Here is a 22580-nt window from a genome sequence, read left to right as displayed (position 1 = left end):
AGAGTTCGCGCATGGACGTTGAGAGCACGCGTGCATCCGCCCCCTCAGAAGCCGCCCTCCGCCGGGCGCTCGCGCGGGCGCGCGACGGCAAGACGCTCGACCCGACCGAGGCCACGATCCTGCTGCACGCCCGGGGCGCGCAGCTCGACGACCTGCTGACGTACGCCGGCCGCGCCCGCGACGCGGGACTGGAGGCGGCCGGCCGTCCCGGCGTGATCACCTACAGCCGGAAGGTCTTCATCCCGCTCACCCGCCTGTGCCGCGACCGCTGCGGCTACTGCACGTTCGCGACGGTGCCGCACCGGCTCGACGCGCCCTACCTGAGCCCGGACGAGGTGCTGGAGATCGCCCGTCAAGGCGCGGCGATGGGCTGCAAGGAGGCCCTGTTCACCCTCGGCGACCGTCCCGAGGACCGCTGGAAGCAGGCCCGCGAGTGGCTGGACGCGCACGGCTACGACGACACGCTCTCGTACGTGCGCGCGATGGCCGTCCGCGTGCTGGAGGAGACCGGCCTGCTGCCGCACCTCAACCCTGGCGTGATGACGTGGCGCGACTTCCAGCGGCTCAAGCCGGTCGCGCCGTCCATGGGGATGATGCTGGAGACGACCGCGACGCGCCTGTTCAGCGAGCGCGGCGGCCCGCACTTCGGCTCGCCCGACAAGGACCCGGCCGTCCGGCTGCGGGTGCTGGAGGACGCCGGGCGCAGCAACGTCCCGTTCACGACCGGCATCCTGATCGGCATCGGCGAGACGCTCGACGAGCGCGTGGACGCGATCTTCGCCATCCGCCGGACGATGCGCGAGTACGGGGCGGTCCAGGAGGTCATCGTCCAGAACTTCCGCGCCAAGCCGGACACCAAGATGCGCGACACGCCGGACGCCGAGCTCGCCGAGCTGGCCGCGACGATCGCGGTCGCGCGGCTCGTCCTCGGTCCGAAGGCGCGCATCCAGGCCCCGCCGAACCTGGTCGACGAGCAGTACAGACTGCTGCTGCGCGCCGGGATCGACGACTGGGGCGGCGTCTCGCCGCTCACCCCGGACCACGTGAACCCCGAGCGTCCGTGGCCGCAGATCGACGAGCTCGCCGAGCGGACCGCCGAGGCGGGCTTCGCGCTGCGCGAGCGCCTCACGATCTACCCCGAGTACATCCGGCGCGGCGAACCGTGGCTCGATCCGCGCCTGGCCGGGCACGTCGCCGCGCTCGCCGATCCGGAGACCGGCCTCGCCCGCGAGGACGCCGTGCCGGAGGGCCGCCCGTGGCAGGAGCCTGACGGCGGGTTCACCGCGTCCGGCCGCACCGACCTGCACGTCACCATCGACACCGACGGCCGCACGACCGATCGGCGCGAGGACTTCGACTCGGTCTACGGCGACTGGGAAGCCGCGCGCGAGCGCATCGCGACGGCTCCGCAGCGGTTCGACGCCGACATCAAGACCGCGCTGGCGTCCGCCGAGAAGGACCCGGCGGGACTCTCCGACGACGAGGCGCTGGCCCTTCTCCACGCGGACGGTCCCGAACTCGACGCGCTCACGAAGCTCGCCGACGACCTGCGCCGCGAAGCGGTCGGCGACGACGTCACCTACGTCGTCACGCGGAACGTCAACTTCACGAACGTCTGCTACACCGGCTGCCGGTTCTGCGCGTTCGCGCAGCGCCGCACGGACGCCGACGCGTACACGCTCTCCCTGGAGCAGGTCGGCGACCGCGTGGACGAGGCGTGGGCGGCGGGCGCGACCGAGATCTGCATGCAGGGCGGCATCCATCCGGACCTGCCCGGAACCGCCTACTTCGACCTCGCCCGCGAGGTGAAGAAGCGCGCGCCCGAGATCCACCTGCACTCCTACAGCCCGATGGAGGTCGTCAACGGCGTCGCGCGCACGGACCTGTCCATCAGGGAATGGCTGATCGCGGCGCGGGAGGCGGGCGTGGACTCGCTGCCCGGCACCGCGGCCGAGATCCTCGACGACGACGTCCGCTGGGTGCTGACGAAGGGCAAGCTTCCCGCCGACCAGTGGGTCGAGGTCGTCACCACCGCGCACGAGCTCGGGATCCCGACGACGTCCACGATGATGTACGGCCACGTGGACACGCCCGCGCACTGGGTCGCACACATCAAGCTGCTGCGCTCGATCCAGGAGCGGACGGGCGGCTTCAGCGAGTTCGTGCTGCTGCCGTTCGTGCACCACAACTCGCCCATCTACCTGGCCGGACTCGCCCGTCCGGGGCCGACCGTCCGGGAGAACGTCGCCGTGCACGCGCTCGCGCGCATCCTGCTGCACGGCGCGATCGACAACATCCAGACGTCCTGGGTCAAGCTCGGCGACGAACTGTGCACGCGCGTCCTGCAAGGCGGTGTTAACGACCTCGGCGGCACGCTCATGGAGGAGACCATCAGCCGTATGGCGGGCTCCGAGAACGGCTCCTTCAAGGCCATCAGCGAGCTGGAGGCGATCGCCGAACGCGCGGGACGTCCGGCCAAGCAACGCACGACGCTCTACGGCGTCCCCACAGCCGAGCGCATCGCCGCGGCCAGGCGGACGGACGGCATCGGCCACTTCGGCCAGGGACGAGGGTTGCCGCTAATCGCCACCTGAGAAAACGTCAGGGCGGAGGGGGTGCACCCCTCCGCCCTGACGAACGTGCGTTCCGCCTTAGCGAACTTCGATGAACGCCTCCGGAGAGCGCGGCGGGCGCTGGCGCGGCGGCGCGGCGGCGTGACCGACGCCGACGGCGCCCATCGGGTCCCAGTCCGCGGGCAGGTCGAGGACGTCGCGCACCACGTCACGGCAGAACATCGTGGACGACACCCAGCACGAGCCGAGGCCCTGCACGGCCAGCTGCACCAGCAGGTTCTGCACGCCCGCGCCCGTCGCGACCACGAACATCTCGCGCTCGGCGGTCGAGCGGCGCTCGTCGGGGTAGTCGTGCGAACCGTCCATGACCAGGCACGGGACGACCAGGTACGGCGCGCGCCGCAGCACGTCGCCGCGCTTGAGCCGCTTGGCGATCGACTCCTCGGACTTGCCGTCCCGGCGCAGGTCGGCCTCCCACGTGTCGCGCATCGCGTCCAGCAGGCGGGTGCGCGACCCGGCCGACTCCAGCAGGACGAACCGCCACGGCGTGGTGTGGTGCGGGGCCGGGGCGGTGATCGCGGCGGCGACCGCGCGCCGGACGGCGTCCGGGTCCACCGGTTCGTCCGAGAACTCCCGGATCGTTCGGCGCGCGTACAGGACGTCCGCCGAGCCGTACCGGAACATGTCCTCGTCGGGGGAGCGGAGCAGGGCACGCGCGCCCGGACCGTCCTCGTCGGTGACGAGGTCCCCTAGGCCGCGCACCACCGCGACGGGGACGCCGGAGAGCTTTCCCTTGGCCAGCTCCGCCGCCGAGGCGAGTTCGTCGGCGACGGCGGTGATCGTGGCCGTCAGGTCGTTTCCGTAGGTGTCGGCGCGTCCGCGGAAGTCGTCCAGAGGGGCGAGACCCGCCACGCCGATCGCGTTGTCGGTCAGTCCGTTGCGCCAAGGACGGCCCATCGTGTCGGACAGGATGACCGCCACGTTCTTGCCGGTCAGCTCGCGCACACGCGCGCGGATGCGGCGAGCGGACGCGTCCGGATCGACGGGCAGGAGCAGAACCGTTCCGGGCTCGGTGTTCGACGCGTCCACGCCCGCGGCGGCGAGCACGAGCCCCTGCCGCGTCTCCACGATGCGCGTCTCGCCCTTCGCGTGCGTGCGACGCGCGACGACCCGGACGGTCTCGGCGTCGATCGCCTTCTCCCGGTCGTCCGCGACGAGCACGCGGCCCTCCGCCTTGCTCACGATCTTGGACGTGACGACCACGACGTCGCCGTCCGCCAGCAGATCGGCGGGGATCAGCGCGGCGATGTCGTCGCCGTCCCGCACCTCGGGCATCCCCTGGACGCCGAAGACCTGGAAGCTCACTGGGCGAGCTCCCCGGCCAGGTCGAGCGCCGCCCGCGCGATCGCCTCGGTCGCCTCGGGATCGCTCATCAGCAGCGGCCGGGACCGCACCTCGACGCCCTCGACGGCGACGCCCTCGTCCGCCTCGTCCACGAGCCAGCCGTCGAGCAGGTCCGCGCCGTAGTGCTCGGCCACGGCCTGCGCGGACGTCTCGACGCCGATCGCGGTCAGGCACGCGTCGGCCATGCCGCGCACGGGCGCGCCGCCGATGATCGGCGACACGCCGACGACGGTCTTCCGCTCCACCGCGTCCTTGATGCCGGGGATCGACAGGATCGTCCCGATGCTCACCACCGGGTTGGACGGCGGGAACAGCACCACGTCCGCCGCCTCGATCGCCTTGAGCACGCCCGGCGCGGGCTTCGCCTCGTCCGCGCCGACCGGGGCGATCGACACGGCCGGCAGCGCCGCGCGCAGCCGCACCCACCACTCCTGGAAGTGGATCGCGCGGCGGCCCCGCTCGGGGTCGTCCACGACCACGTGCGTCTCGACCTGGTCGTCGGTCATCGGGATGAGCCGCACGCCCGGCCGCCACCGGTCGCACAGCGCCTCGGTCACCGCGGAAAGGCGGTAACCGGCCGCGAGCATCTGCGTCCGGACGATATGCGTCGCGAAGTCGCGGTCGCCGAGCCCGAACCAGGACGGGCCGACGCCGTATTCGAGCAGTTCTTCCTTAACGGTGAAACTCTCGTCCCGCCGTCCCCAGCCCTGTTCCTCATTGATGCCGCCGCCGAGCGTGTACATCACGGTGTCCAGGTCGGGACAGACCCGGAGACCGAACAGGGAGATGTCGTCTCCGGTGTTGCCGATCACGGTGATCTCGGCCTCGGGGGCGGCCGCCCGCAGTCCGCGCAGGAAGCGGGCCCCACCGATGCCGCCCGCCAGCGCCACGATCCTCATGTGCCCAGCCTAGAGGCGGTGGGGGAGCCCCTCGTGCGCGCGGGGGTGCCGCCGGGACGCGACCTGAGTGCCGTCCGGACGGGGGCGAGGTGTCACCGACCGCCGTTAGGGAAGGGCACGCCCTACGAATGGACGGCACGCGGACGCCTTTCACCGAGGGCGGAGCGGGCATGACCTGACGAGATGTGCGAAGCTTTTTCTCGAATCCGGATAACGCAACCGTCACCACCGGGGAGATGTCACCGTGAACACGGAAGCCGTCCAGCGCCTGCGCGAACCGGCCGCCTGGGTCCTGCTCGCCTCGGCGGGAGTGCAGTTGTTCGCGGGCATCGTCGCACTGTTCGGACGCGGCTCCTTCACATTCCACGCGCTCACCGAGGTCGACGGCGGGACCTTCACCAACATCGCCGTCACCGCCATGCTGGCGTTCGCGGTGTGGCTGGTGACCTCGCGTTCGGAGGGCCCGACGCCGCAGGCCCGGACCATCGTCATCGGCGCGCTCGGCGTGCTCGGTGGAATGGCCCTGATCGGCGTCATCTGCTGGCTGGCCAGCATGTTCGCCGGTTCGGACTACGCCTCGGCGGTCGGCAAGCTCTCGGCGTTCCTGTACGGCGCGGCCAAGCTCGCGGTGATCGGCGTCGGCGCCTGGTACGTGTTCACGGTCCTCCAGGGCATGCAGCCGTCCCGTCCGGCCGCGCCCGCTCCCGGCCAGTACCCGGGCTTCGGCTACCAGCCGGGCGAGCAGCAGCAGTTCGGCGGGCAGCAGTACCAGCAGTACGGCCAGCAGGCGGCCTACGGGCAGCCGCAGGCGTACGGCCACGAGCAGGGCCAGCAGCAGTACGGCCAGCAGGCCGCCTACGGGCAGCAGCCGGGAGCGCAGCCCGGCGCCGGTCAGACCGCCCAGCCCGGCCAGGCGTCGCCCCAGCAGCAGTACGGCGCGCAGCAGGAGTACCAGGCCTACTACGGCCAGCAGGGCTACCAGCAGCAGCCCGGACAGCCCGGACATCCGGGACAGCCCGGACAGCCAGGCCAGGCCGGGCAGCCAGGCCAGACCGCGGCGCAGCCTCAGCAGCACGCCCAGCCCGGCGCCGAGCACCAGGGCGGCGAGGCCCAGACCTCCGAGGACGAGGAGGAGATGGGCGAGTGGACCCGCGCCTACGGCGGGAACCGCGCGAGCGGCGAGCACTCCCAGGGCGGCCAGGAGGGGCAGCACGGCGCCCAGGGGCAGCCGGGTCAGTCCGAGCAGCAGGGCGGTTCGGAAGAGGGCGGCGACTGGTACAGGGACAACCGTCCGCCGCAGTGATGCGTTGAGATTTTCCGATCTTTCATTCGCTGAGGTCGGCCGGGTGGTGGGCGCACGTCCACGCGGGAGCAAAACCGCGTTGAACCGGCGTGCGCCATCTCCCAAAAAACCCTCTTTGCCCACTTGGAAACTCGTTCGGCTTGACGGAGCGGGCGCTACACGCGTGTAATTTCGTCGGTGTAGTTCAATGCCTTCTCGGGGGATGGAGCCTGGGGGAAGGCATCGACCAGGGGGGCTCCACGGGCTAGGAGGTGCGCATGAGCGAGGTAGTGATCCCGCTGGCGCACGGCACAGACGGCGAAGAGATGGGCTGGCAGGAGCGTGCCCTGTGCGCGCAGACGGATCCGGAGGCGTTTTTTCCGGAGAAGGGCGGCTCCACTCGCGAAGCCAAGAAGGTGTGCCGCGCATGCGAGGTTCGGGCCGAGTGCCTGGAGTACGCACTACAGCACGACGAACGATTCGGAATTTGGGGCGGACTGTCGGAGCGTGAACGCCGGAAGCTGAAGCGACAGGCCGTCTGACCGCGGCCGGGCCGCCGGACTCCGTCCCGGCGGCCGGACGTCGCTCCTCGCGGACGGCGTCCGCAGCGCCGCGCCACGAGCCTCGTGTGCCCGCGCACCGCTTCCCTGTGCCGCCTCGCGGCACGGTGCGGCACCCGGCTCGGGAGACGCGCGGCGACCACCGACGGACGCGCCGCCCCCTCGCCGAGCGAGGGGGCGGCACACCATCAGCCCCTCACCGGGGCGCACGCCACGGCGGCCAGGGGGACGCGCCAAGGCGACGCCCGAGGGGGGACGTCAACTCGGGCCACAAGCGCGCCCCAAGGCAAGGCCCAAGCCGCCGCGCGAAGACGTGACCCAAGCGGGCGCGCTGAGGCGAGGCCCGAGGGGTGCGTGTAGGCGGGGGGCGCAAGCGCACAACGAGCGAGGCTCAGGGGGCGCACCCGGGCACCCCGGGGGGCTCAGGCGAGGGAGCGGGCGGCGTGGGTGACGGCTGGGCGAGAGGGGCGAAATGGGGCGTTCTCGGGTGAAGTGGGGCGTCCGGGCGTACAGTGGTCAGCCGTGTCGGCCGGGGGCGCCGGCACGGCCGACCGCCGCCGACCTCGGAGCGATCACGCTTGCCCTCACCACTCGACCGGCACGTCGTCACCGCCGTCCTCGTCACGCATGACGGGGCGCGCTGGCTGCCGGAGGCGCTGAAGGCGCTGCTCACCCAGGCGCGCCCGGTGCGGAGCCTGGTCGTCGCGGACACCGGGAGCCGCGACCGCGGGCCCGACGTGGCCGCGGAGGTCGTCGGAGCCGAGGGGGTCCTGCGGCTCCCGCGCAGCACCGGGTACGGAGCCGCCGTCGCGGCGGCGCTGCGGCATCCCGGTGTGATCCTTCCGAACGCGTCCGTCCCGCCTGACCAGCCGCTTTCGCCGTCCGCCGCGGACGCCTCGGCCGCCGCGGACGCCTCGAAGGTCGAGTGGATCTGGTTGCTGCACGACGACTCGGCTCCCGCGCCCGACGCGCTCGCGCGGCTGTTGAAGGTCGCCGACGCCGATCCGCGCATCGGCGTGCTCGGCCCCAAGCTGCGCGGCTGGACGGACCGCCGCGTCCTGCTCTCCGCAGGCGAGACCATGGACGCCGCCGGACGCCGCGACCTCGGCATCGACCCCGGCGACTTCGACCAGGGCCAGCACGACGGCGACCGCGACGTGCTGGCGGTGAGCACCGCCGGGATGCTCGTCCGCCGCGACGTGTGGGACCGGCTCGGCGGCCTGGACGCGCAGTTCGGCCTCTTCCGCGACGACGTGGACCTCTGCCTGCGGGTGCACGCCGCCGGGCTCCGCGTGGTCGTCGTCACGGACGCGGTCGTCCATCACGCCGAGGCCGCGCGCCGCGGCGTCCGGCAGCTCGGGTTCACCGACGAGCCGCTCCGCCGCCTCGACCGGCGGAACGCGCTGCTGGCGCTGCTCGCCAACCGGCCCGCCCGCGCGCTGCCCGGAACGTTCGCGCGCATCGTCTGGTCGACGCTGCTGCACGTCGCGTGGCTGCTGCTGGTCAAACGCCCGGACGCCGCGAAGCAGGAGTTCGGTGCGCTCCTGGCCGTCCTGCGTTCGCCCAGACGGCTGTGGCGGGCGCGTTCGGCACGTTCGGAAGGACGCGCGCACGCGCACAGGTACGTGCAGCGGTTGATGGCGCATGGGTTGGCGCGTCGGCGCGCTAACGAGGCGTTCCACACGTGGCTCGCTCAGCGGGACGCACGTCGCGCGGCCGAGCGGGAGCAGGCTCCTCCAGGGGACGACGGTTGGCGCGCGATGGCTCGTCGTTTCCTCGCGCGCCCGGGCGTACTGCTCGTGCTCGCTCTGACCGTTGTCGCGATAGCGGCGGAACGGTCGCTGGTCACTGCGGGCACTCGGTTGGCAGGGGGCGCATTGGCTGCGCCTACGGGCGGTGCATCGGATCTGTGGTCCGCCTATGCGGCCGGTTGGCATCCGACCGGTCTCGGTACGGACGCCGGGACGCCGCCGTGGATCGGCGTGCTCGCGCTGGCGTCCACGCTCGCGTTGGGCAAGCCTTGGGTCGCGGTGAGCGTCCTGCTGCTCGGGAGCGTGCCGCTCGCGGGCGTGACCGCGCTGGTCGCCGCGCGCCGCCTGATCCCGCCGCGCACGCCGTTCCGCGCCGCGCTGCGCCTGTGGGCGGCGGCCACCTACGCCCTGCTGCCCGCCGCGACGGGCGCGATCGCGGACGGACGGCTCGGCACGTCCGTGGTGATCGTGCTGGCGCCGCTGATCGGCCTGCTGGCCCACCGGGCCGTCACGGACGCCGTGGACGCGCGGTCGTCGGGCCGCGCGGCCTGGGGCACGGCACTGCTCCTGACCGTGGCGACGGCGTTCGTGCCGCTCGTGTGGCCGCTGGTCGTGATGGCCGCCGCAATGGTCACGGCCCCGCGCGGGCTGCCGGTGGAACGCGGCGCACGGAACATGCTGATCGTCGTGGCCGTCCCGCCGCTGCTGCTCGGGCCGTGGACGCTGGGTCTGCTCCTGCATCCATCGCGGTTCCTGCTGGAGGCCGGAACCCTGCCGATCGGACGCGCGCCCGCGACGCCCACCGAACTGCTCGGCTTGGCACCGGGAGGTCCGGCAGTGCCGTGGGTAGCGGCCGGCCTCGGGTTGGTCGCGCTGTTGGCGCTCCTCGTGCGCGCGCGTCGGGCGCTCGTCCTCACCGGTTGGGGCCTGGTAGGCCTCGGGCTGGTGGCGGCGGTTCTGTTGAGTGCGCTTACGGCCGCGTCCGGGCCGGACCGTGCGCCCTACTGGCCGGGCGTCCCCTTGCTCTTCGCTGGAGCGGGAGCGGTAGTGGCTGCTTCAGTCGCCCTTCGCCGCGCTGCTCTCGCCCTGATGAGCACGGGCCGCCTCGCGCGCGTAGGGGGAGCGTTATTGCTCGGCGTTGCCTGCACGACACCCGTGCTGGCCGCATGCGTTTGGGTGGCGGACGGTGCGGGCGGTCCTTTGAGCCGCTTCGACCCCGACACGATCCCGATCTTCTTGCACGACGCCACGGGCGCGCGCACGGTGGTGCTGCGGAACGAGCCGTCCGGACGGGTGGACTACACCGTCCTGCGTGGCGCCGCGCCGGCGTTGGCCGATACGTCCGTGCCGGACGACGCGTCCGCGCGGAGCCGCCTCGATGCTCTGGTCTCAGGGCTCGCAGGCGGGACCGACACCGACGAAGCTCCCGGATTCAGCGCGCTCGGCGTTCGCTACGTGCTCGTCAGACACCCTGGAAACGACCCTCTGACGCCCGTGCTCGACGCCGCACCCGAACTGAACCGGCTGAGCCGCACGGCCGATTTCGCCACGTGGGAGGTTCGCGCTCCCGCCGGACGTCTCACGTTGCAAGACGGCCAGACGGTCAAGGTGCTTCCAGGTGGCACGAGGGCAGCGCGGACGAGTGTCCGCATTCCGCCTGGCACCGGGCCTCGCACGCTCACCGTCGCCGAACCGGACGACGGCGGATGGCGCGCCACGCTCGATGGACGGTCCCTGAAAGGCCATCCGGCGAACGGCTGGTCGCGCGCGTACGAGGTTCCCCCCTCGGGCGGGACGTTCGCCGTGTCGCACAGTATGCGGACGCGGCACATCTGGGTGGGCCTACAGGGAGCGGCCGTGCTGGTCGTTCTGTTCCTAGCCCTTCCGGGCGCGCGTCCGGACGGTCCGGAGATGACGCCTGCGCAACGAGGGCGGGCGCATGCGCGCCGCGCTCCGACAACGGCCGCCACCGCCCTGCGGCGTGCCGCACGCCACCTCCGGCAGAGATCGGATGAGCCGATCGGCCGACGACGCCGTCCGGCTGCGTCTCACGCGCGGCTACGCCACTTCAAGCGGTCTACGCAGGACGAGCCACCGCACGCGCACGAGCGGGCCGCTACAGGAGCTACAGGCGTTGCGGAAACCGCCGCGAACGCTACCGAAGAGGAGCGGTCGTGAAGCTCGAACCTCGATTGCTCAAGCACCGGTACGTCGTGGCCGCTGCGGTACCGCTCGCGCTGGCCGCGCTCTACGGGATGGCTACGGCGACCCGTCCTGGTGAGCCGCAACCGACGAAGCCCGTACAGCAGCCCATTAAAAGCGTCGTGATGGCCTGCCCAGGCGGAGAAGCGGGGCGGGTGGCCGTCCAGACAGCGCCGCCGCCAGACGCGCGCGGACGAGCCGCAACCCCGAATGCACTCGGAAAAGTCTCCGTCGAAGGCGCGCTTCCGGCCGTCCTCACATCCCCTGGTCAGCTCTGGACAGGCGACGTCGGCACGCGCAACAAGGCCGCCGTCGTAGTCCGCGCCGAAGGTTCACTTGCGGCAGGGCTCGCCGCGCGCTGGACGACGCTCTGGCCGAGCGGGCGCGATCGGGGCCTCGCCGCCACGCGTTGCGTCAAACCCGGCTTCGACCAGTGGTTCCTCGGTCCGGGCCCGCTCGCTGCCGAAGACCTCCGGCTCGTCCTCACCAACGTGGACGGCACCCCGGCCTCGGTGGACCTGACCGCGCTCTCCGGCGAGGGACCGCTCGACACCCTCGACGGTCAGGGCGTGGCGATCACCCCTCACTCCACGCGCGTCGTGCGGATCGGCGCGTCGCGCGAAGGGCTCGGTGCGGTCGTCCAGGTGGCGCGCGATCTCGCGCTGCGCGTGCGGGCCACATCCGGCCGCGTCGCCGCCGCGCTGCGCGTCCGGGTCTCCTCGGGGCACGGAATCGACTGGGAGCCGGTCGCGCCGGCCCCGGCGACCTCGCTGGTGCTCCCCGGCGTGCCGAGCGGGCCGGGCGACCGGCGGCTTCTGGTCGCGGTTCCGGGTGAGGAGAGCGCGAAGATCCGGGTCAGGGTCGTCGGTCCGGACGGAATCGTGTCCCCGAAGGGCCAGGAAAGCGTCTCCGGACGTCCGCGGACCGTGGCGACCTTCGACCTGCACGAGGCGCTGGCGGCGCGTCCAGGCGCCGTTCTGGTCGATGCCGACCGGCCCGTGGTCGCCGGTTTCTCGGCCGGACGCGGGTCGGACGTGGCCTTCGGGACGTCCGCCCCGCCGCTCGGACCCGACTCGGGCCCGGGTGTGGTCCCTGACGCGCGCGTGGGCGGCAGCCTGATCTTGACCGCGCTCACGAGAACCGTCACGGTCACGCTCACGCCCGTGGGCGGGGGAGAGGCCCGCACGCTGGCCGTGCCGGCAGGGCGGACGATCGAGACGTCCTACTTCCTGCCGGGGACGCGAATAATGGCCGCAACCGGCCTTCGGATAGATCCGGACGGTCCGCTCTACGCGGGGAGCACGCTCATCGCGTCCGGCCTGATCACAGCCGAACCTGTGCCTCCGTCGCCCCTCGCACAGCAACTCCCGCCCGCGCACGACACGCACCACACCCTGGACTGACGCGCGGCGGATCGATGCCGCGGCGCTTCAGCGAGGCGTCGTCAGGGTCATTCCTCGTAGCTCGGATCGACCGACTCGGGGGACATGCCCAGCAGGTCGGCGACCTCCTCGACCAGCAGGTCGCGCACCAGGCGGGCACGGTCGCGCTCGCTCGCCGCACGCGCCTCCACCGGACGCCGGTAGATCACCACCCGGACGGGGCGTCCGCCACCGCCGGGCAGCGTCGCCCCCAGCGGCACCGGGCCGTCCATCGGAATCGGGGCCTCGGGGACGTCCTCGACCGCGAACTCGACCTGCGCCAGCTCACGGCCCCACCGCTGGACGATCCGGCGCACCTCGTCCGCCACCAGGTCGTCGAACCGTTCGGCGCGGGTGCGGGAGATCGGGGACCGCGCAGGCGTCAGAGGGCCACGGAGGCCGCGGCCGTGCCGGTCGCGGCGCCGGGTCTGAGGGCTCGCCGACGGGCGGCCCGCGCCTGCCACACGGGATCGCACCCGTCCAGAGTACCTCGCGCGCGCTTTCACCCCGCCCGCCGCCGGGCTCACGGATTGTGATCGTTATCGCGGAAATCGACCGGTAACGGCGACACGTGCCGCGCGGTGGTGGCGGACGCCGTCGCGGCGGGGTACGGTCGGCCATCGTGAGCCCCGTCCGCATCTGCTCCCGCACCGCCTGCAAGGCGCCCGCAGTCTTCACGCTCACGTACGTGTACCGCGACTCGACCGCGGTCCTGGGGCCGCTCGCCACGTACGCCGAGCCGCACTGCTACGACCTGTGCGCGGAGCACTCCGAGCGGCTCACCGCGCCCATGGGCTGGGAGCTGGTCCGCCTCCCCGTCGAGACCGAGACCGAACCCAGCGCCGACGACCTGGAGGCCCTCGCCGACGCCGTCCGCGAGGCCGGCCGTCCCGCCCCCGGAAACGGCGAGGAACCCATAGGGCAGGCCACCGAGGTCGGCCGCAAGGGCCACCTGCGCGTCCTGCGCAGCACCGACTAGCCGCTCCGCGCGCGGGAAGCGGCGCGGCCGGGCGGCGAGCACTCGCTGCTTCGGGATGGTCACCTGTGCGCTTCCCTGCCATGACTCGGACGGTCGGGCTTGACCTTGGCCGTGCCTTGGCTTTTCCGGAGTTATCCACAGGGTGGGTGCGTGCCTGCCCGCGATGGCCGCCGCCGGTAGGCTCGGATCTCGTCAGAGTCGGCTAACCGGGGAGCAGGAGTGGGCGACCTCACCAAGATCTTCAAGGCGTACGACATCCGGGGCGTGGTCCCGGACGAGCTCGACGCCGAGACCGCGGAGCGCGTCGGCGCGGCCTTCGTCCGCGTCACCGGCGCGCGGACGGTGGTGACGGCCCACGACATGCGCACCTCGTCCGAGCCGCTGGCCGCCGCGTTCGCCCGCGGCGCGACGTCCCAGGGCGCCGACGTGGTGGAGGCGGGGCTCGGCTCGACCGACCTCCTCTACTACGCCTCCGGCGCGCTCGACGTGCCCGGCGCGATGTTCACCGCCAGCCACAACCCGGCCAAGTACAACGGCATCAAGCTGTGCCGCGCCGGGGCCCGGCCGGTGGGCCGCGACACCGGCCTCACCGAGATCCGCGAGCTGGTCGAGAAGGGCGTGCCCGCCTACGACGGCGAGCCGGGCACCGTGACCGCCAGGGACCTGCTGCACGGCTACGCCGAGCACCTGAAGAGCCTGGTCGACCTGTCCGGCATCCGGCCGCTCAAGGTCGTCGCCGACGCGGGCAACGGCATGGGCGGCCACACCGTCCCGACCGTGTTCGAGGGCCTGCCGATCGACCTGGTGCCGCTGTACTTCGAGCTCGACGGCACCTTCCCCAACCACGAGGCCAACCCGATCGAGCCGGCGAACCTGCGCGACCTGCAGGCCAAGGTCCGCGAGACCGGCGCCGACATCGGCCTGGCCTTCGACGGCGACGCCGACCGCTGCTTCGTGGTGGACGAGCGCGGCGAGATCGTCTCCCCGTCCGCGATCACCGCGCTGGTCGCGGTGCGCGAGCTGGACAAGCACCCGGGCGCGACGATCGTGCACAACCTGATCACCTCCAAGGCCGTCCCGGAGATCATCTCCGCGCACGGCGGCGTCCCGGTGCGCACCCGCGTCGGCCACTCGTTCATCAAGCAGACGATGGCCGAGACGGGCGCGGTGTTCGGCGGCGAGCACTCCGCGCACTTCTACTTCAAGGACTTCTGGTTCGCCGACTCCGGCATGCTCGCGGCCCTGCACGTGCTCGCCGCCCTCGGCCACCAGGACGGCCCGCTCTCGGCGCTGCTCGCCGAGTACAGCCCGTACGTCCCGTCCGGCGAGATCAACAGCGAGGTCGCCGACCAGGCCGCCGCCACCGCGCGCGTGCGCGAGGCGTTCGAGGGCCGCGAGGGTGTCACCATGGACGAGCTCGACGGCCTGACCGTGGGCACCGACACCTGGTGGTTCAACCTGCGTCCGTCCAACACCGAGCCGCTGCTCCGCCTGAACGCGGAGGCCGACGACGAGAAGACCATGGCCGAGGTCCGCGACGAGGTCCTGGCGATCGTGAGGGAGAAGTGACGATGAAGCTCGACTCCTGGCTGCTGGAGATCCTCGCCTGCCCGAACTGCGGCGGCGCTCTGGAGCAGGACGACAAGGCCGGTGAGCTGGTCTGCACCGGTACCTGCAAGTACGCCTACCCGGTGCGCGACGACATCCCGGTCCTCCTCGTGGACGAGGCCCGGACGCCCACCCCGTGAGCGCCGGTCCGGGTGACGACCCGGGCGCGGCCGCCGGCTTCGACGAGTCGCGCCTGGAGGACGCCGCCGCCGTCGAGGCGGCCGACCCGGGCGGCATGCTGCGCCAGGTCGCCTCGTCCGCCGCGCAGATCCGCGAGGCGCGGGTCCTGGCCGCCGAGGCCGGGCTCGACCGGATCGCCGAGGAGGGCCGCCCGCGCGCGGTCGTGGTCGCCGGGATGGGCGGCTCGGGCATCTCCGGCGACGTCCTGGCCGCCGTCTGCGGCCCCGGCTGCCCGGTCCCGGTGCTCACCGTGCGGGACCACCGGCTGCCCGGCTGGGTCGGCGCGGCCGACCTGGTGATCGCCGTGTCCTGCTCCGGCGCCACCGAGGAGACGCTCGCCGTGGCGGCCGAGGCCGCCCGGCGCGGCTGCCGGCTGCTGCTGGTCGGCGGCCGGAACTCGCCCCTCGCCGAGCTGGCCGAGAACACCCGCGGCGTGTTCGTCCCGGTCCGCTCGGTGGGCCAGCCGCGCGCGACGCTGTGGGGGCTGACCGTCCCGCTGCTGATGGCGGCCCGCGCGCTGCGCCTCGCCGACGTCCCGGACGAGGTGCTGGAGTCCACCGCGACCCGGCTGGAGGACGTCGCCTACCGCTGCCGTCCCGACAGCGAGCCGTTCGTCAACCCGGCCAAGCGCATCGCCCTCGACCTGGCGCGCGACTTCCCGATGGTGTGGGGCACGTCCCCGCTCGCGAACGTCGCCGCCTACCGGATGTGCTGCCAGCTCAACGAGAACGCCAAGTATCCCGGCGTCTTCGGCGAGCTGCCCGAGGCGAACCACAACCAGGTCGTCGCGTTCGACGGCTTCTTCGGCCGCGCCTCCGGCGCCGGCGACCCGGACGACTTCTTCCGCGACCGGACCGACGACGCCGAGCACGGCCTGCACCTCGTCGTCATGCGCGACACCGACGAGCACCCGCAGGTCGCCCGGCGGCGGGAGGTGTCGGCCGAACTGGCGTCCGCGCGCGGCGTACCGGTCACCGAGATCCGCGCCGAGGGAGAGCATCCGCTGGAGAGAATGGCGACACTTGTAGCCGTTTCGGACTACGTCACGGTTTACTTGGCGATCGCACTGGGTGTCGACCCGACCCCGGTGGCGACCATCCAGGAGCTCAAAGCGAGGATTGCGGACGTATGAGTGCTGAAGGCGGAGGCAAGGCGATCATCGCCGCGCTGGGCGCGAACCTCGGGATCGCGGTGTCGAAATTCGTCGCGTTCGCCTTCACGGGCTCGTCCTCGATGCTGGCCGAGGGCATCCACTCGGTCGCCGACTCCGGCAACCAGGTGCTGCTGCTGGTCGGCCGCAAGCGCTCCGAGCGCGAGCGCACCGACCGGCACCCCTTCGGGTACGGGCGCGAGCGGTTCTTCTACGCGTTCATCGTGGCGGTCGTCCTGTTCACGGTCGGCGCGGCGTTCTCGCTGTACGAGGGCGTGCACAAGATCCAGCACCCGGAGAAGGTCGAGTCCCCGGTCTGGGCCTTCGCCGTCCTGATCATCGCGATCTGCCTGGAGGGCTTCTCCTTCCGGACCGCGATCGCCGAGGCCAACCACACCCGCGGCGCCCGCTCGTGGGTCGACTACGTGCGCCGCGCCAAGGCCCCCGAGCTCCCCGTCGTCCTGCTGGAGGACGCCGCCGCGCTCATCGGCCTCGTCCTCGCCCTGGCCGGCGTCGGCCTCGCCGTCCTCACCGGCGACGGCGTCTGGGACGGCGTCGGCACCATCGCCATCGGCCTGCTGCTCGCCGCGGTCGCGACGGTCCTGTCGATCGAGACCAAGAGCCTCCTCATCGGCGAGGGCGCCGACCCGGAGACCCGAACGAAGATCATCGAGACGCTGGAGTCCGTCCCCGAGGTCGACCGCGTGATCCACATCCGCACCGAGTACGTCGGCCCCGAGGAACTCCTCATCGCCGCGAAGATCGCCGTCCACCACGACGAGACCGCCGCCGAGGTCGCCCGCGGCATCGACGCCGCCGAGGAGAAGGTCCGCGCCCGCTTCCCCGAAGCGCACCTCATCTACCTGGAACCCGACATCGACCGCTCCGACACCCAGCCCACCCCCACCGCCTGACCTTCGCCTCCAGTACAAGGCGGGCGAATGCGTGAGGCGCGGGAAACGACGCCCAAGGCGCGAAGTGTCCGGATGCACGAGGCGCAAGGCGAGCGGCACGCGCGTCGGGACGGCGAGTGAGGCGCCAGCCGAACGGCCGCGCGAGGCGCTAGCCGAGCGCGAGGCACGAGGTGGGCGCCAGGCGCAGCGGGGAAGCACGTGAGGCGCGAGGCGATCAGCCGCGCGAGGCGCCAACCGAGTGCGTGAGGCACGGGCTGGACGGCGCGCGAGGCGGTCGGGCGTGCGAGGCGGTCGGGCGTGCGAGGCGTCAGCCGAGCGTGCGAGACGTGGAGTGGACGGCGCGTGAGGTCCGAAGTGGCCGGAGGCGCGAGACGAGCAGCACGCGCGGCGGGACGGCGCGCGAGGCGATCGGGCGTGAGAGGCGCCAGCTGAGCGTGCGAGGCACGAGTTGAGCAGCGCGTGAGGTGCGAAGTGAGCGCCGCGTGAGGGGGGCCGGGGCTCGGTGCGCGAGGAGGCGGCGGGAGCGGACGCGTTCAGGGGGTGGAAGGCAGCTCCCCTCGTCGGCCGGCCGATGCCGGATCGACCCCAGCCCAGGCAAGATCGGCGATGCCCCCGGAGGGAGGCTGGCCGGCCGACGCGGGGCGCCTTCCATGCACGCCGACCGGACCCCTGAAAACCGGACGGCATTCGTGTGACCTCGGCGGCCCCGCCGAACCCCCTATGTCAGCGGCGCCGCCGTGTCGGTCACGGTTAAGACACTACGGCTGCAACTCTCGTCCTGACGTCCCCCTCAGGGAGGGAAAGCGTGTCGTCCTCCAGGGGGATACGGCTCCTCCGCATGGCTCCGCACGGTGAGGTGACGCACTTCTTCCTGCGGTCACTATGGAGAGGTGACCAGCGACGACCAGCCCGAGAACCCCGCACCGCCGACCGCGTTCGGACCCGCCCTCGCGCGGCACGCCTGGCTGCTGTCCGGACGCGTCGTCGCGGGCGTCGGTCAGCTGCTGCTCTGGATCCTGACCGGCCTCGGCGCGCTGCTGCGTCCTCTCGGACGCCGCATCTCCGCCCGCCTCAACGGCCCGCGGGTTCAGCCCGCCGCGTCCCCGGCTCCTCCCGGAGGAGGACAGTTCGGCCCGTCCGCGAACCCAGGTTCCGGACGCGCCGAAGCCTCGCCGGGTGCCGTCCCTCCCGGTATGTCCGGCAGTGGCCCCGCCGGCGCCATGCCCGGCGCGACGCCTGCCGGCGGCACTCTCGGCGGCGCGCCCGCCGGTGCCATGCCCGGCGGCTTCCCCGCGGGCGGCGTGCGTGGCGGCACGCCTGCTGGAGGGATGCCTGGCGGCGGTCCTGCTGGCTTCCCTGGCAGCGCGCCCAGTGGAATGCCCGGTGGCGTTCCCAGCGCCCCTGGCGGGGGGACGGCTGGGCCCGCCAGCACGCCTGGAATGTCGGGGCCGCCTGGAGCGTCCGGCGGGCTCGGAGGGACTGGGGCGTCCACGACGGCTACGGCACCGTTGCCGCGATGGATCAACGGGTGGCGAGATTTTACGGAATCTTGGTACTTCGCACCCCTGACCGGTTTCGCGTTGACGATCGCGGCGGTCGCGGAGCTCGCGCCCGGCGCCCGGACGCCGATCAGCGTGGCGGGCGGATTCGCCGTCGCCTCGACGCTGCCGCTGGTCTGGCGGCGGGAGTACCTGCGTCCGGTCGCCGCCGTCGCGCTGAGCGCGTTCGCCGCGAGCCTGCTCACCGGGCAGGAAGTGCTGGTCACGAGCGTCCTCGCGGCCCTGTACACGCTGTACGCGCTCACCCGGCAGATGCCGCGGCAGTCGGCCGGGGCGCTCGCGGTGGGCAGCCTGGTGACCGTCGCCGTCGTCTACCTGGCCACCGACACGCTCGGCGACGTTCCCTGGCCGGCGGCCGTCGTTGCCGTTCTCGCCGCGATCGGCCTCGGCGACGCGCGCCGGACGGTCGAGCACGCCGGACGCACCGAAGCAGCCGCCGAAGAGCGCAACAACGAGACGCTGACCAGGCTCAACGCCGTCCAGCGCGAGCAGGCCGTGATGCGCGAGCGGGCCCGGATCGCCCGCGAGCTGCACGACGTGGTGGCGCATTCGGTGTCCATGATCGCCGTCCAGGCGGAGACCGCGCCGTACACGATGGACAACCTGTCGCCCGAGGCCCGGGAGGGCTACACCGAGATCGCCCGGACGGCGCGCGAGGCGCTCGTGGAGATGCGGCGGCTGCTCGGCGTGCTGCGCGCCGACGCGGGCGCGGAGGCCGAGTCCGCGCCGCAGCCGCGCCTGGACCGCCTGCCCGAGCTCGTCGACCAGCACCAGGGCGCGGGCGGCCGCGCCGACCTGGTCGTCCAGGGACGGCCGCGGGCGCTGTCCACGACCGTCGAGCTCTCGGCGTACCGGATCGTCCAGGAGGCGCTGACCAACGCGCGGCGGCACGCGCCCGGCGCGGACGTCCACATCGAGCTGACCTACCTTCCCGACCGGCTCGCCGTCCGCGTCCGTGACGAGGGCGCCGAGGGGCGGACGCTGGTCCTGAACCGTCCGGACGCGCCCGGCCGCACCGCCGTGCTGGAGCCAGGAAACGGCCCGTCGGGCGGCGGACACGGCCTCCTCGGCATGAAGGAACGTGCGACCATGCTGGGCGGACGGTTCTCCGCCGGCCCCGCCGAGAGCGGCGGGTTCGTCGTGGAGGCCGAGCTTCCGCTGACGAGGGAGGAACCCGCCCGTGACCCCGCCGCCCGTGACTCCGGGACGAGCCGCTGACCGCGGCGACGAGTCCGGCCGCCCCGCGCCGTCCGGCCCACCGGCGCCGTCCGGACGACTCGTCCCGCCCGGCCGCCTGGCGCGATCTGGCCGACGCGCCGCGTCCGGTCGCCCGGCGCCGGTCGGAGGCTCGGCGTCGTCCGGCCGCTCGGCGTCGTCCGGAGGCTCGGGGCCGTCCGGCCGCTCGGCGATGCCCGGCCGCTCGGCGATGCCCGGCCGCTCGGCGGTGGCCGGCCGCTCGGCGGTGGCCGGCCGATCGGCCACGCCGGTTCGCACGGCGGGGCGGGGAGCACGCTCGTGATCAAGGTCCTCGTGGTGGACGACCAGACGATCGTGCGCGCCGGATTCGCGGCCCTGCTGGACGCGCAGCCCGACATCACCGTGGCGGGACAGGCCGGTGACGGCCGCGAGGCGGTGCGGCTGGCGGAGCAGCACTCGCCCGACGTGGTCGTCATGGACATCCGCATGCCCGGCATGGACGGCATCGAGGCGACCCGGCGCATCCTCGGCGGACCGGCCACCGACGGCACCCGCGTCCTGGTCCTGACGACCTTCGACGTGGACGAGTACGTCTACGAGGCCCTCGCCGTCGGCGCGAGCGGCTTCCTCCTGAAGGACGCGACCGCCGACGAGCTGGTGTCCGCCGTCCGCGTCGTCGCCCGGGGCGACTCGCTGCTCGCGCCGCAGGTCACGGGACGGCTCATCCGCGAGTTCACCAAGCAGCGCCGGACGCGTCCGACCCCGCCCGCCGAACTGTCCACGCTCACCGCCCGCGAGACCGAGGTCCTCGTCCTGATCGCCGCGGGCCTCTCGAACGCCGAGATCGCCGGACGCCTGGTGGTCAGCGAGCACACCGTGAAGACGCACGTCGCAAGGGTCTTCACGAAACTGAACCTGCGCGACCGGGCCCAGGCCGTGATGCTCGCCTACGAGTCAGGCCTGGTCGTCCCGGGCGAGAACACCACGTCCGAGTAAACCCCGCGCCTGTTCGTCAGCGCGAGCGAAACGAGGAACGCAGCGCCCGTCACGGTCTGCGTCCTACCGGTTGGCAGGCGGCTCACCATAAGGCGGCTGTCCGTACGCTCGTCCGCCCTGCTCGCCGTACGCTCGTCCGCCCTGCTCGCCGTAGGGCGGCTGTCCGTAAGCCTGACCCTGCGGCGCCTGCGCGCCACCCGGAGCCTGTCCTCCGTAAGGAGCCTGTCCGTACGCCTGAGGCTGCTGCCCCTGCGAAGGCTGGCCATAGGCGCCCTGGCCGTCCTGCTGCTGCGGGTACTGCGAGCCGTAAGGCGGCTGCCCGTAAGCGGACGGCTGCCCAGCAGCGGGCTGCCCATACTGCTGAGGCGGCGGCCCGTACTGCGGCTGCGCCTGGCCATAACCCTGAGTCTGAGCCTGCGCCTGGCCGTAAGCCTGCGGCTGAGGCTGGTTGTAAGCCTGCGGCTGCGCGTTCGGCATCCCCGGCTGGACGCCAGGAGGCGTCGGCTGCCCATACGGCCCGCTCGCCTGCCCGCTGTAACCGCCCTGTCCCTGCGGACCGCCCGAAAAGGCCTGCCCACCCTGCGCTCCGGGGACGGCTTGAGCGCCTGCTCCGGGCTGGGCGGCACCGGGCGCGGCGCTTTGACCGGCTTTGGCGCGCGCCCGAGCGCAGTACGGGCAGCGGCTCGGGGACGTCGCGAAGTACAGGAAGAGCAGCCCGCAGACCGCGAAAGCCGTGATTCCGAGTCCCGTGAGCGTGTTCTTTGCGTCGCCTCGTCCGAGCGAGGCGACGGCGAGCACCAGGCCGACGGCGAACGCCATCAGCATGACGGTGAACGTGCGGGTGGCGATTCTCCATGCGTGCAGGAAGTGGCGCATTGGACGAGAGCTCCTAGGCGGGGGACCTACCAGTTGGACGACGAGGGCGGCGGCGAGGGCCGCGACCCCGAACTAGACGACGAGCGCGACGTGTGCCCCGACGACGAGCGCGCCCCTGGCCCTGACGGCGGGTGCGACGCCGAGCCCGACGGCGGGTGCGACGCCGAGCCCGACGACGGGTGCGACGCCGACCCTGACGACGGGTGCGACGCCGACCCTGACGACGGGCGAGACGCCGACCCTGACGACGGGCGAGACGGCGGTCGCGTCCGGCGGCGGGACGAGACGGCCATCCCGACCAGGCAGGCTGCGGAGAGCGCGGGGCCGCCGACGACCAGCACGTATCCCCACATGTGAAGCGAGCTCTTCCGCTCCTCGTAGGTCTGCGTGTACACGCGTCCGCGCGTGGACGTGGTGCAGTGGTCGCCCGGATTCATGCGGGTGCCCTCGCATCCGGGCGCCGCGGTGAGCCGGTAGACGCCCCAGCAGAGCAACAGGACGCCGGCGACGACGCCCACGAGCTGCGGGATCCTGTTCCTCATGCCTGGTCGTTCTGCTCCGGTCAGTGCGGGTTGGGAGGGATTGTCAGGGATGTGTCCTGGGAGAGCGTAGACCGGGCCGGCGGAGCAGGCGCAACGCCTTCTCCTTCTCGAAGTCCAGCGCGCGGGTCGGCGGCGCGGACAGCCGTCCGATACGTTCGCCCAGTTCACGGACGCGCGCCTGCACTTCGGGTTCGGCGAGGACGCGCAGTCCGAAGGCTAGTTCGGCCGGGCCGATGTCGAAACGCTTCTCGAGCGCCAGGGCCAGCGCGACGGCCCGGAGCTCGGCGTCCCCGAACCTGCGGTGCCCGCCCTCGGCCCCGGCGTCGCGTGTGGGCGGCAGCAGGCCCAGCCGTTCGCGGTAGCGGAGCATGCGGGGCGAGGTGCCGAGCCGCCGGGCGGCCTCCGTGATGCGCATGCCGCCAATTCTGACAAATTTGTGTCAGGAATGCGTGGCCGGGCGTTCTCGCGCACCGCCGCCGCCCCTAGA

Annotated in this window: 18 protein-coding genes; 13 read left to right on the top strand and 5 right to left on the bottom strand. The window is 72.8% G+C overall.

Annotated features, from left to right (window positions below; translation table 11 throughout):
- Nucleotides 1–11: 11 nt before the first annotated feature.
- Entirely contained in the window at nucleotides 12–2594 is a 2583-nt protein-coding gene (locus ACFPCY_RS24415; protein ID WP_378258867.1) for a bifunctional FO biosynthesis protein CofGH, read from the top strand.
- 57 nt (nucleotides 2595–2651) lie between these two features.
- Here the strand turns inward: ACFPCY_RS24415 and ACFPCY_RS24410 are convergent, their stop codons facing one another.
- Both ACFPCY_RS24410 and cofD read right to left on the bottom strand, forming a co-directional pair.
- The gene (locus tag ACFPCY_RS24410; protein WP_378258865.1) at nucleotides 2652–3938 is read right to left on the bottom strand and encodes a coenzyme F420-0:L-glutamate ligase; all 1287 of its coding nucleotides are present in this window, start codon (nucleotides 3936–3938) and stop codon (nucleotides 2652–2654) included.
- Nucleotides 3935–4876, bottom strand: coding sequence for a 2-phospho-L-lactate transferase (gene cofD / locus ACFPCY_RS24405; protein WP_378258863.1), 942 nt, complete (start codon nucleotides 4874–4876; stop codon nucleotides 3935–3937). Before cofD ends, ACFPCY_RS24410 begins: the two co-directional genes overlap by 4 nt.
- 244 nt (nucleotides 4877–5120) lie before the next feature.
- Here cofD and ACFPCY_RS24400 point away from each other — a divergent pair, with 244 nt between their 5' ends.
- The 4 genes from ACFPCY_RS24400 (at nucleotide 5121) to ACFPCY_RS24385 (ending at nucleotide 12074) form a co-directional block, all read left to right on the top strand.
- Entirely contained in the window at nucleotides 5121–6179 is a 1059-nt protein-coding gene (locus ACFPCY_RS24400; protein WP_378258861.1) for a hypothetical protein, read from the top strand.
- A 257-nt stretch (nucleotides 6180–6436) separates the two neighbouring features.
- A complete protein-coding gene (locus ACFPCY_RS24395) occupies nucleotides 6437–6700 on the top strand; it encodes a WhiB family transcriptional regulator (protein WP_026415685.1) in 264 nt (87 codons plus the stop codon).
- Between the two features lie 596 nt (nucleotides 6701–7296).
- Nucleotides 7297–10647 carry a glycosyltransferase gene (locus tag ACFPCY_RS24390; RefSeq protein WP_378258858.1) on the top strand — a complete coding sequence of 1117 codons (3351 nt, stop codon included), beginning with the start codon at nucleotides 7297–7299 and terminating at the stop codon, nucleotides 10645–10647.
- The gene (locus tag ACFPCY_RS24385; RefSeq protein ID WP_378258856.1) at nucleotides 10644–12074 is read left to right on the top strand and encodes a DUF5719 family protein; all 1431 of its coding nucleotides are present in this window, start codon (nucleotides 10644–10646) and stop codon (nucleotides 12072–12074) included. The genes ACFPCY_RS24390 and ACFPCY_RS24385 overlap by 4 nt, the downstream gene beginning before the upstream one ends.
- 47 nt (nucleotides 12075–12121) lie before the next feature.
- Here the strand turns inward: ACFPCY_RS24385 and ACFPCY_RS24380 are convergent, their stop codons facing one another.
- Nucleotides 12122–12568 carry a metallopeptidase family protein gene (locus tag ACFPCY_RS24380; protein WP_378258854.1) on the bottom strand — a complete coding sequence of 149 codons (447 nt, stop codon included), beginning with the start codon at nucleotides 12566–12568 and terminating at the stop codon, nucleotides 12122–12124.
- Nucleotides 12569–12714: 146 nt separating this feature from the next.
- Here ACFPCY_RS24380 and ACFPCY_RS24375 point away from each other — a divergent pair, with 146 nt between their 5' ends.
- The 7 genes from ACFPCY_RS24375 (at nucleotide 12715) to ACFPCY_RS24345 (ending at nucleotide 20675) form a co-directional block, all read left to right on the top strand.
- A complete protein-coding gene (locus tag ACFPCY_RS24375) occupies nucleotides 12715–13071 on the top strand; it encodes a DUF3499 domain-containing protein (protein ID WP_378258852.1) in 357 nt (118 codons plus the stop codon).
- A 219-nt stretch (nucleotides 13072–13290) separates the two neighbouring features.
- The gene (locus tag ACFPCY_RS24370) at nucleotides 13291–14640 is read left to right on the top strand and encodes a phosphomannomutase/phosphoglucomutase (RefSeq protein WP_378258850.1); all 1350 of its coding nucleotides are present in this window, start codon (nucleotides 13291–13293) and stop codon (nucleotides 14638–14640) included.
- Nucleotides 14637–14819: a Trm112 family protein gene (locus ACFPCY_RS24365; protein WP_034488228.1), complete on the top strand. Its 183-nt coding sequence runs from the start codon at nucleotides 14637–14639 to the stop codon at nucleotides 14817–14819. Before ACFPCY_RS24370 ends, ACFPCY_RS24365 begins: the two co-directional genes overlap by 4 nt.
- The gene (locus ACFPCY_RS24360) at nucleotides 14816–15991 is read left to right on the top strand and encodes a bifunctional phosphoglucose/phosphomannose isomerase (RefSeq protein WP_378258848.1); all 1176 of its coding nucleotides are present in this window, start codon (nucleotides 14816–14818) and stop codon (nucleotides 15989–15991) included. Before ACFPCY_RS24365 ends, ACFPCY_RS24360 begins: the two co-directional genes overlap by 4 nt.
- Complete coding sequence (locus tag ACFPCY_RS24355) at nucleotides 15988–16923, top strand: cation diffusion facilitator family transporter (protein WP_378258846.1); 936 nt, start codon at nucleotides 15988–15990, stop codon at nucleotides 16921–16923. Before ACFPCY_RS24360 ends, ACFPCY_RS24355 begins: the two co-directional genes overlap by 4 nt.
- Nucleotides 16924–18503: 1580 nt before the next feature.
- Nucleotides 18504–19700, top strand: a complete 1197-nt coding sequence (locus ACFPCY_RS24350) for a sensor histidine kinase (RefSeq protein WP_378258844.1) — start codon at nucleotides 18504–18506, stop codon at nucleotides 19698–19700.
- Between the two features lie 297 nt (nucleotides 19701–19997).
- Nucleotides 19998–20675 (top strand): response regulator transcription factor, encoded by a 678-nt coding sequence (locus ACFPCY_RS24345; protein ID WP_378258843.1) that lies wholly within the window; start codon nucleotides 19998–20000, stop codon nucleotides 20673–20675.
- 63 nt (nucleotides 20676–20738) lie between these two features.
- Here the strand turns inward: ACFPCY_RS24345 and ACFPCY_RS24340 are convergent, their stop codons facing one another.
- The gene (locus tag ACFPCY_RS24340; RefSeq protein ID WP_378258841.1) at nucleotides 20739–21551 is read right to left on the bottom strand and encodes a chromosomal replication initiator protein DnaA; all 813 of its coding nucleotides are present in this window, start codon (nucleotides 21549–21551) and stop codon (nucleotides 20739–20741) included.
- A 33-nt stretch (nucleotides 21552–21584) separates the two neighbouring features.
- Between ACFPCY_RS24340 and ACFPCY_RS24335 the strand changes: the two genes are divergently transcribed.
- On the top strand, nucleotides 21585–21908 hold the full coding sequence (locus tag ACFPCY_RS24335) for a hypothetical protein (RefSeq protein WP_378258839.1): 324 nt from the start codon (nucleotides 21585–21587) through the stop codon (nucleotides 21906–21908).
- Between the two features lie 228 nt (nucleotides 21909–22136).
- On the opposite strand, the gene ACFPCY_RS24330 is transcribed toward ACFPCY_RS24335, so the two are convergent.
- Nucleotides 22137–22508, bottom strand: a complete 372-nt coding sequence (locus ACFPCY_RS24330; protein ID WP_378258837.1) for a MerR family transcriptional regulator — start codon at nucleotides 22506–22508, stop codon at nucleotides 22137–22139.
- Nucleotides 22509–22580 lie beyond the last annotated feature (72 nt).

The organism is Actinomadura gamaensis, from assembly GCF_042652125.1.
GTDB classification, from domain to species: Bacteria; Actinomycetota; Actinomycetes; order Streptosporangiales; family Streptosporangiaceae; genus Spirillospora; species Spirillospora gamaensis.
This window is presented reverse-complemented; position numbering and strand designations above follow the sequence as displayed.

What these genes read in the sequence shown, in the direction of transcription:
- ACFPCY_RS24330 (WP_378258837.1), bottom strand. Translation starts at nt 22,508, where the DNA reads ATGCGCATCACGGAGGCCGCCCGGCGGCTCGGCACCTCGCCCCGCATG.
- ACFPCY_RS24415 (WP_378258867.1), top strand. Translation starts at nt 12, where the DNA reads ATGGACGTTGAGAGCACGCGTGCATCCGCCCCCTCAGAAGCCGCCCTC.
- ACFPCY_RS24340 (WP_378258841.1), bottom strand. Translation starts at nt 21,551, where the DNA reads ATGCGCCACTTCCTGCACGCATGGAGAATCGCCACCCGCACGTTCACC.
- ACFPCY_RS24355 (WP_378258846.1), top strand. Translation starts at nt 15,988, where the DNA reads ATGAGTGCTGAAGGCGGAGGCAAGGCGATCATCGCCGCGCTGGGCGCG.
- ACFPCY_RS24395 (WP_026415685.1), top strand. Translation starts at nt 6,437, where the DNA reads ATGAGCGAGGTAGTGATCCCGCTGGCGCACGGCACAGACGGCGAAGAG.
- cofD (WP_378258863.1), bottom strand. Translation starts at nt 4,876, where the DNA reads ATGAGGATCGTGGCGCTGGCGGGCGGCATCGGTGGGGCCCGCTTCCTG.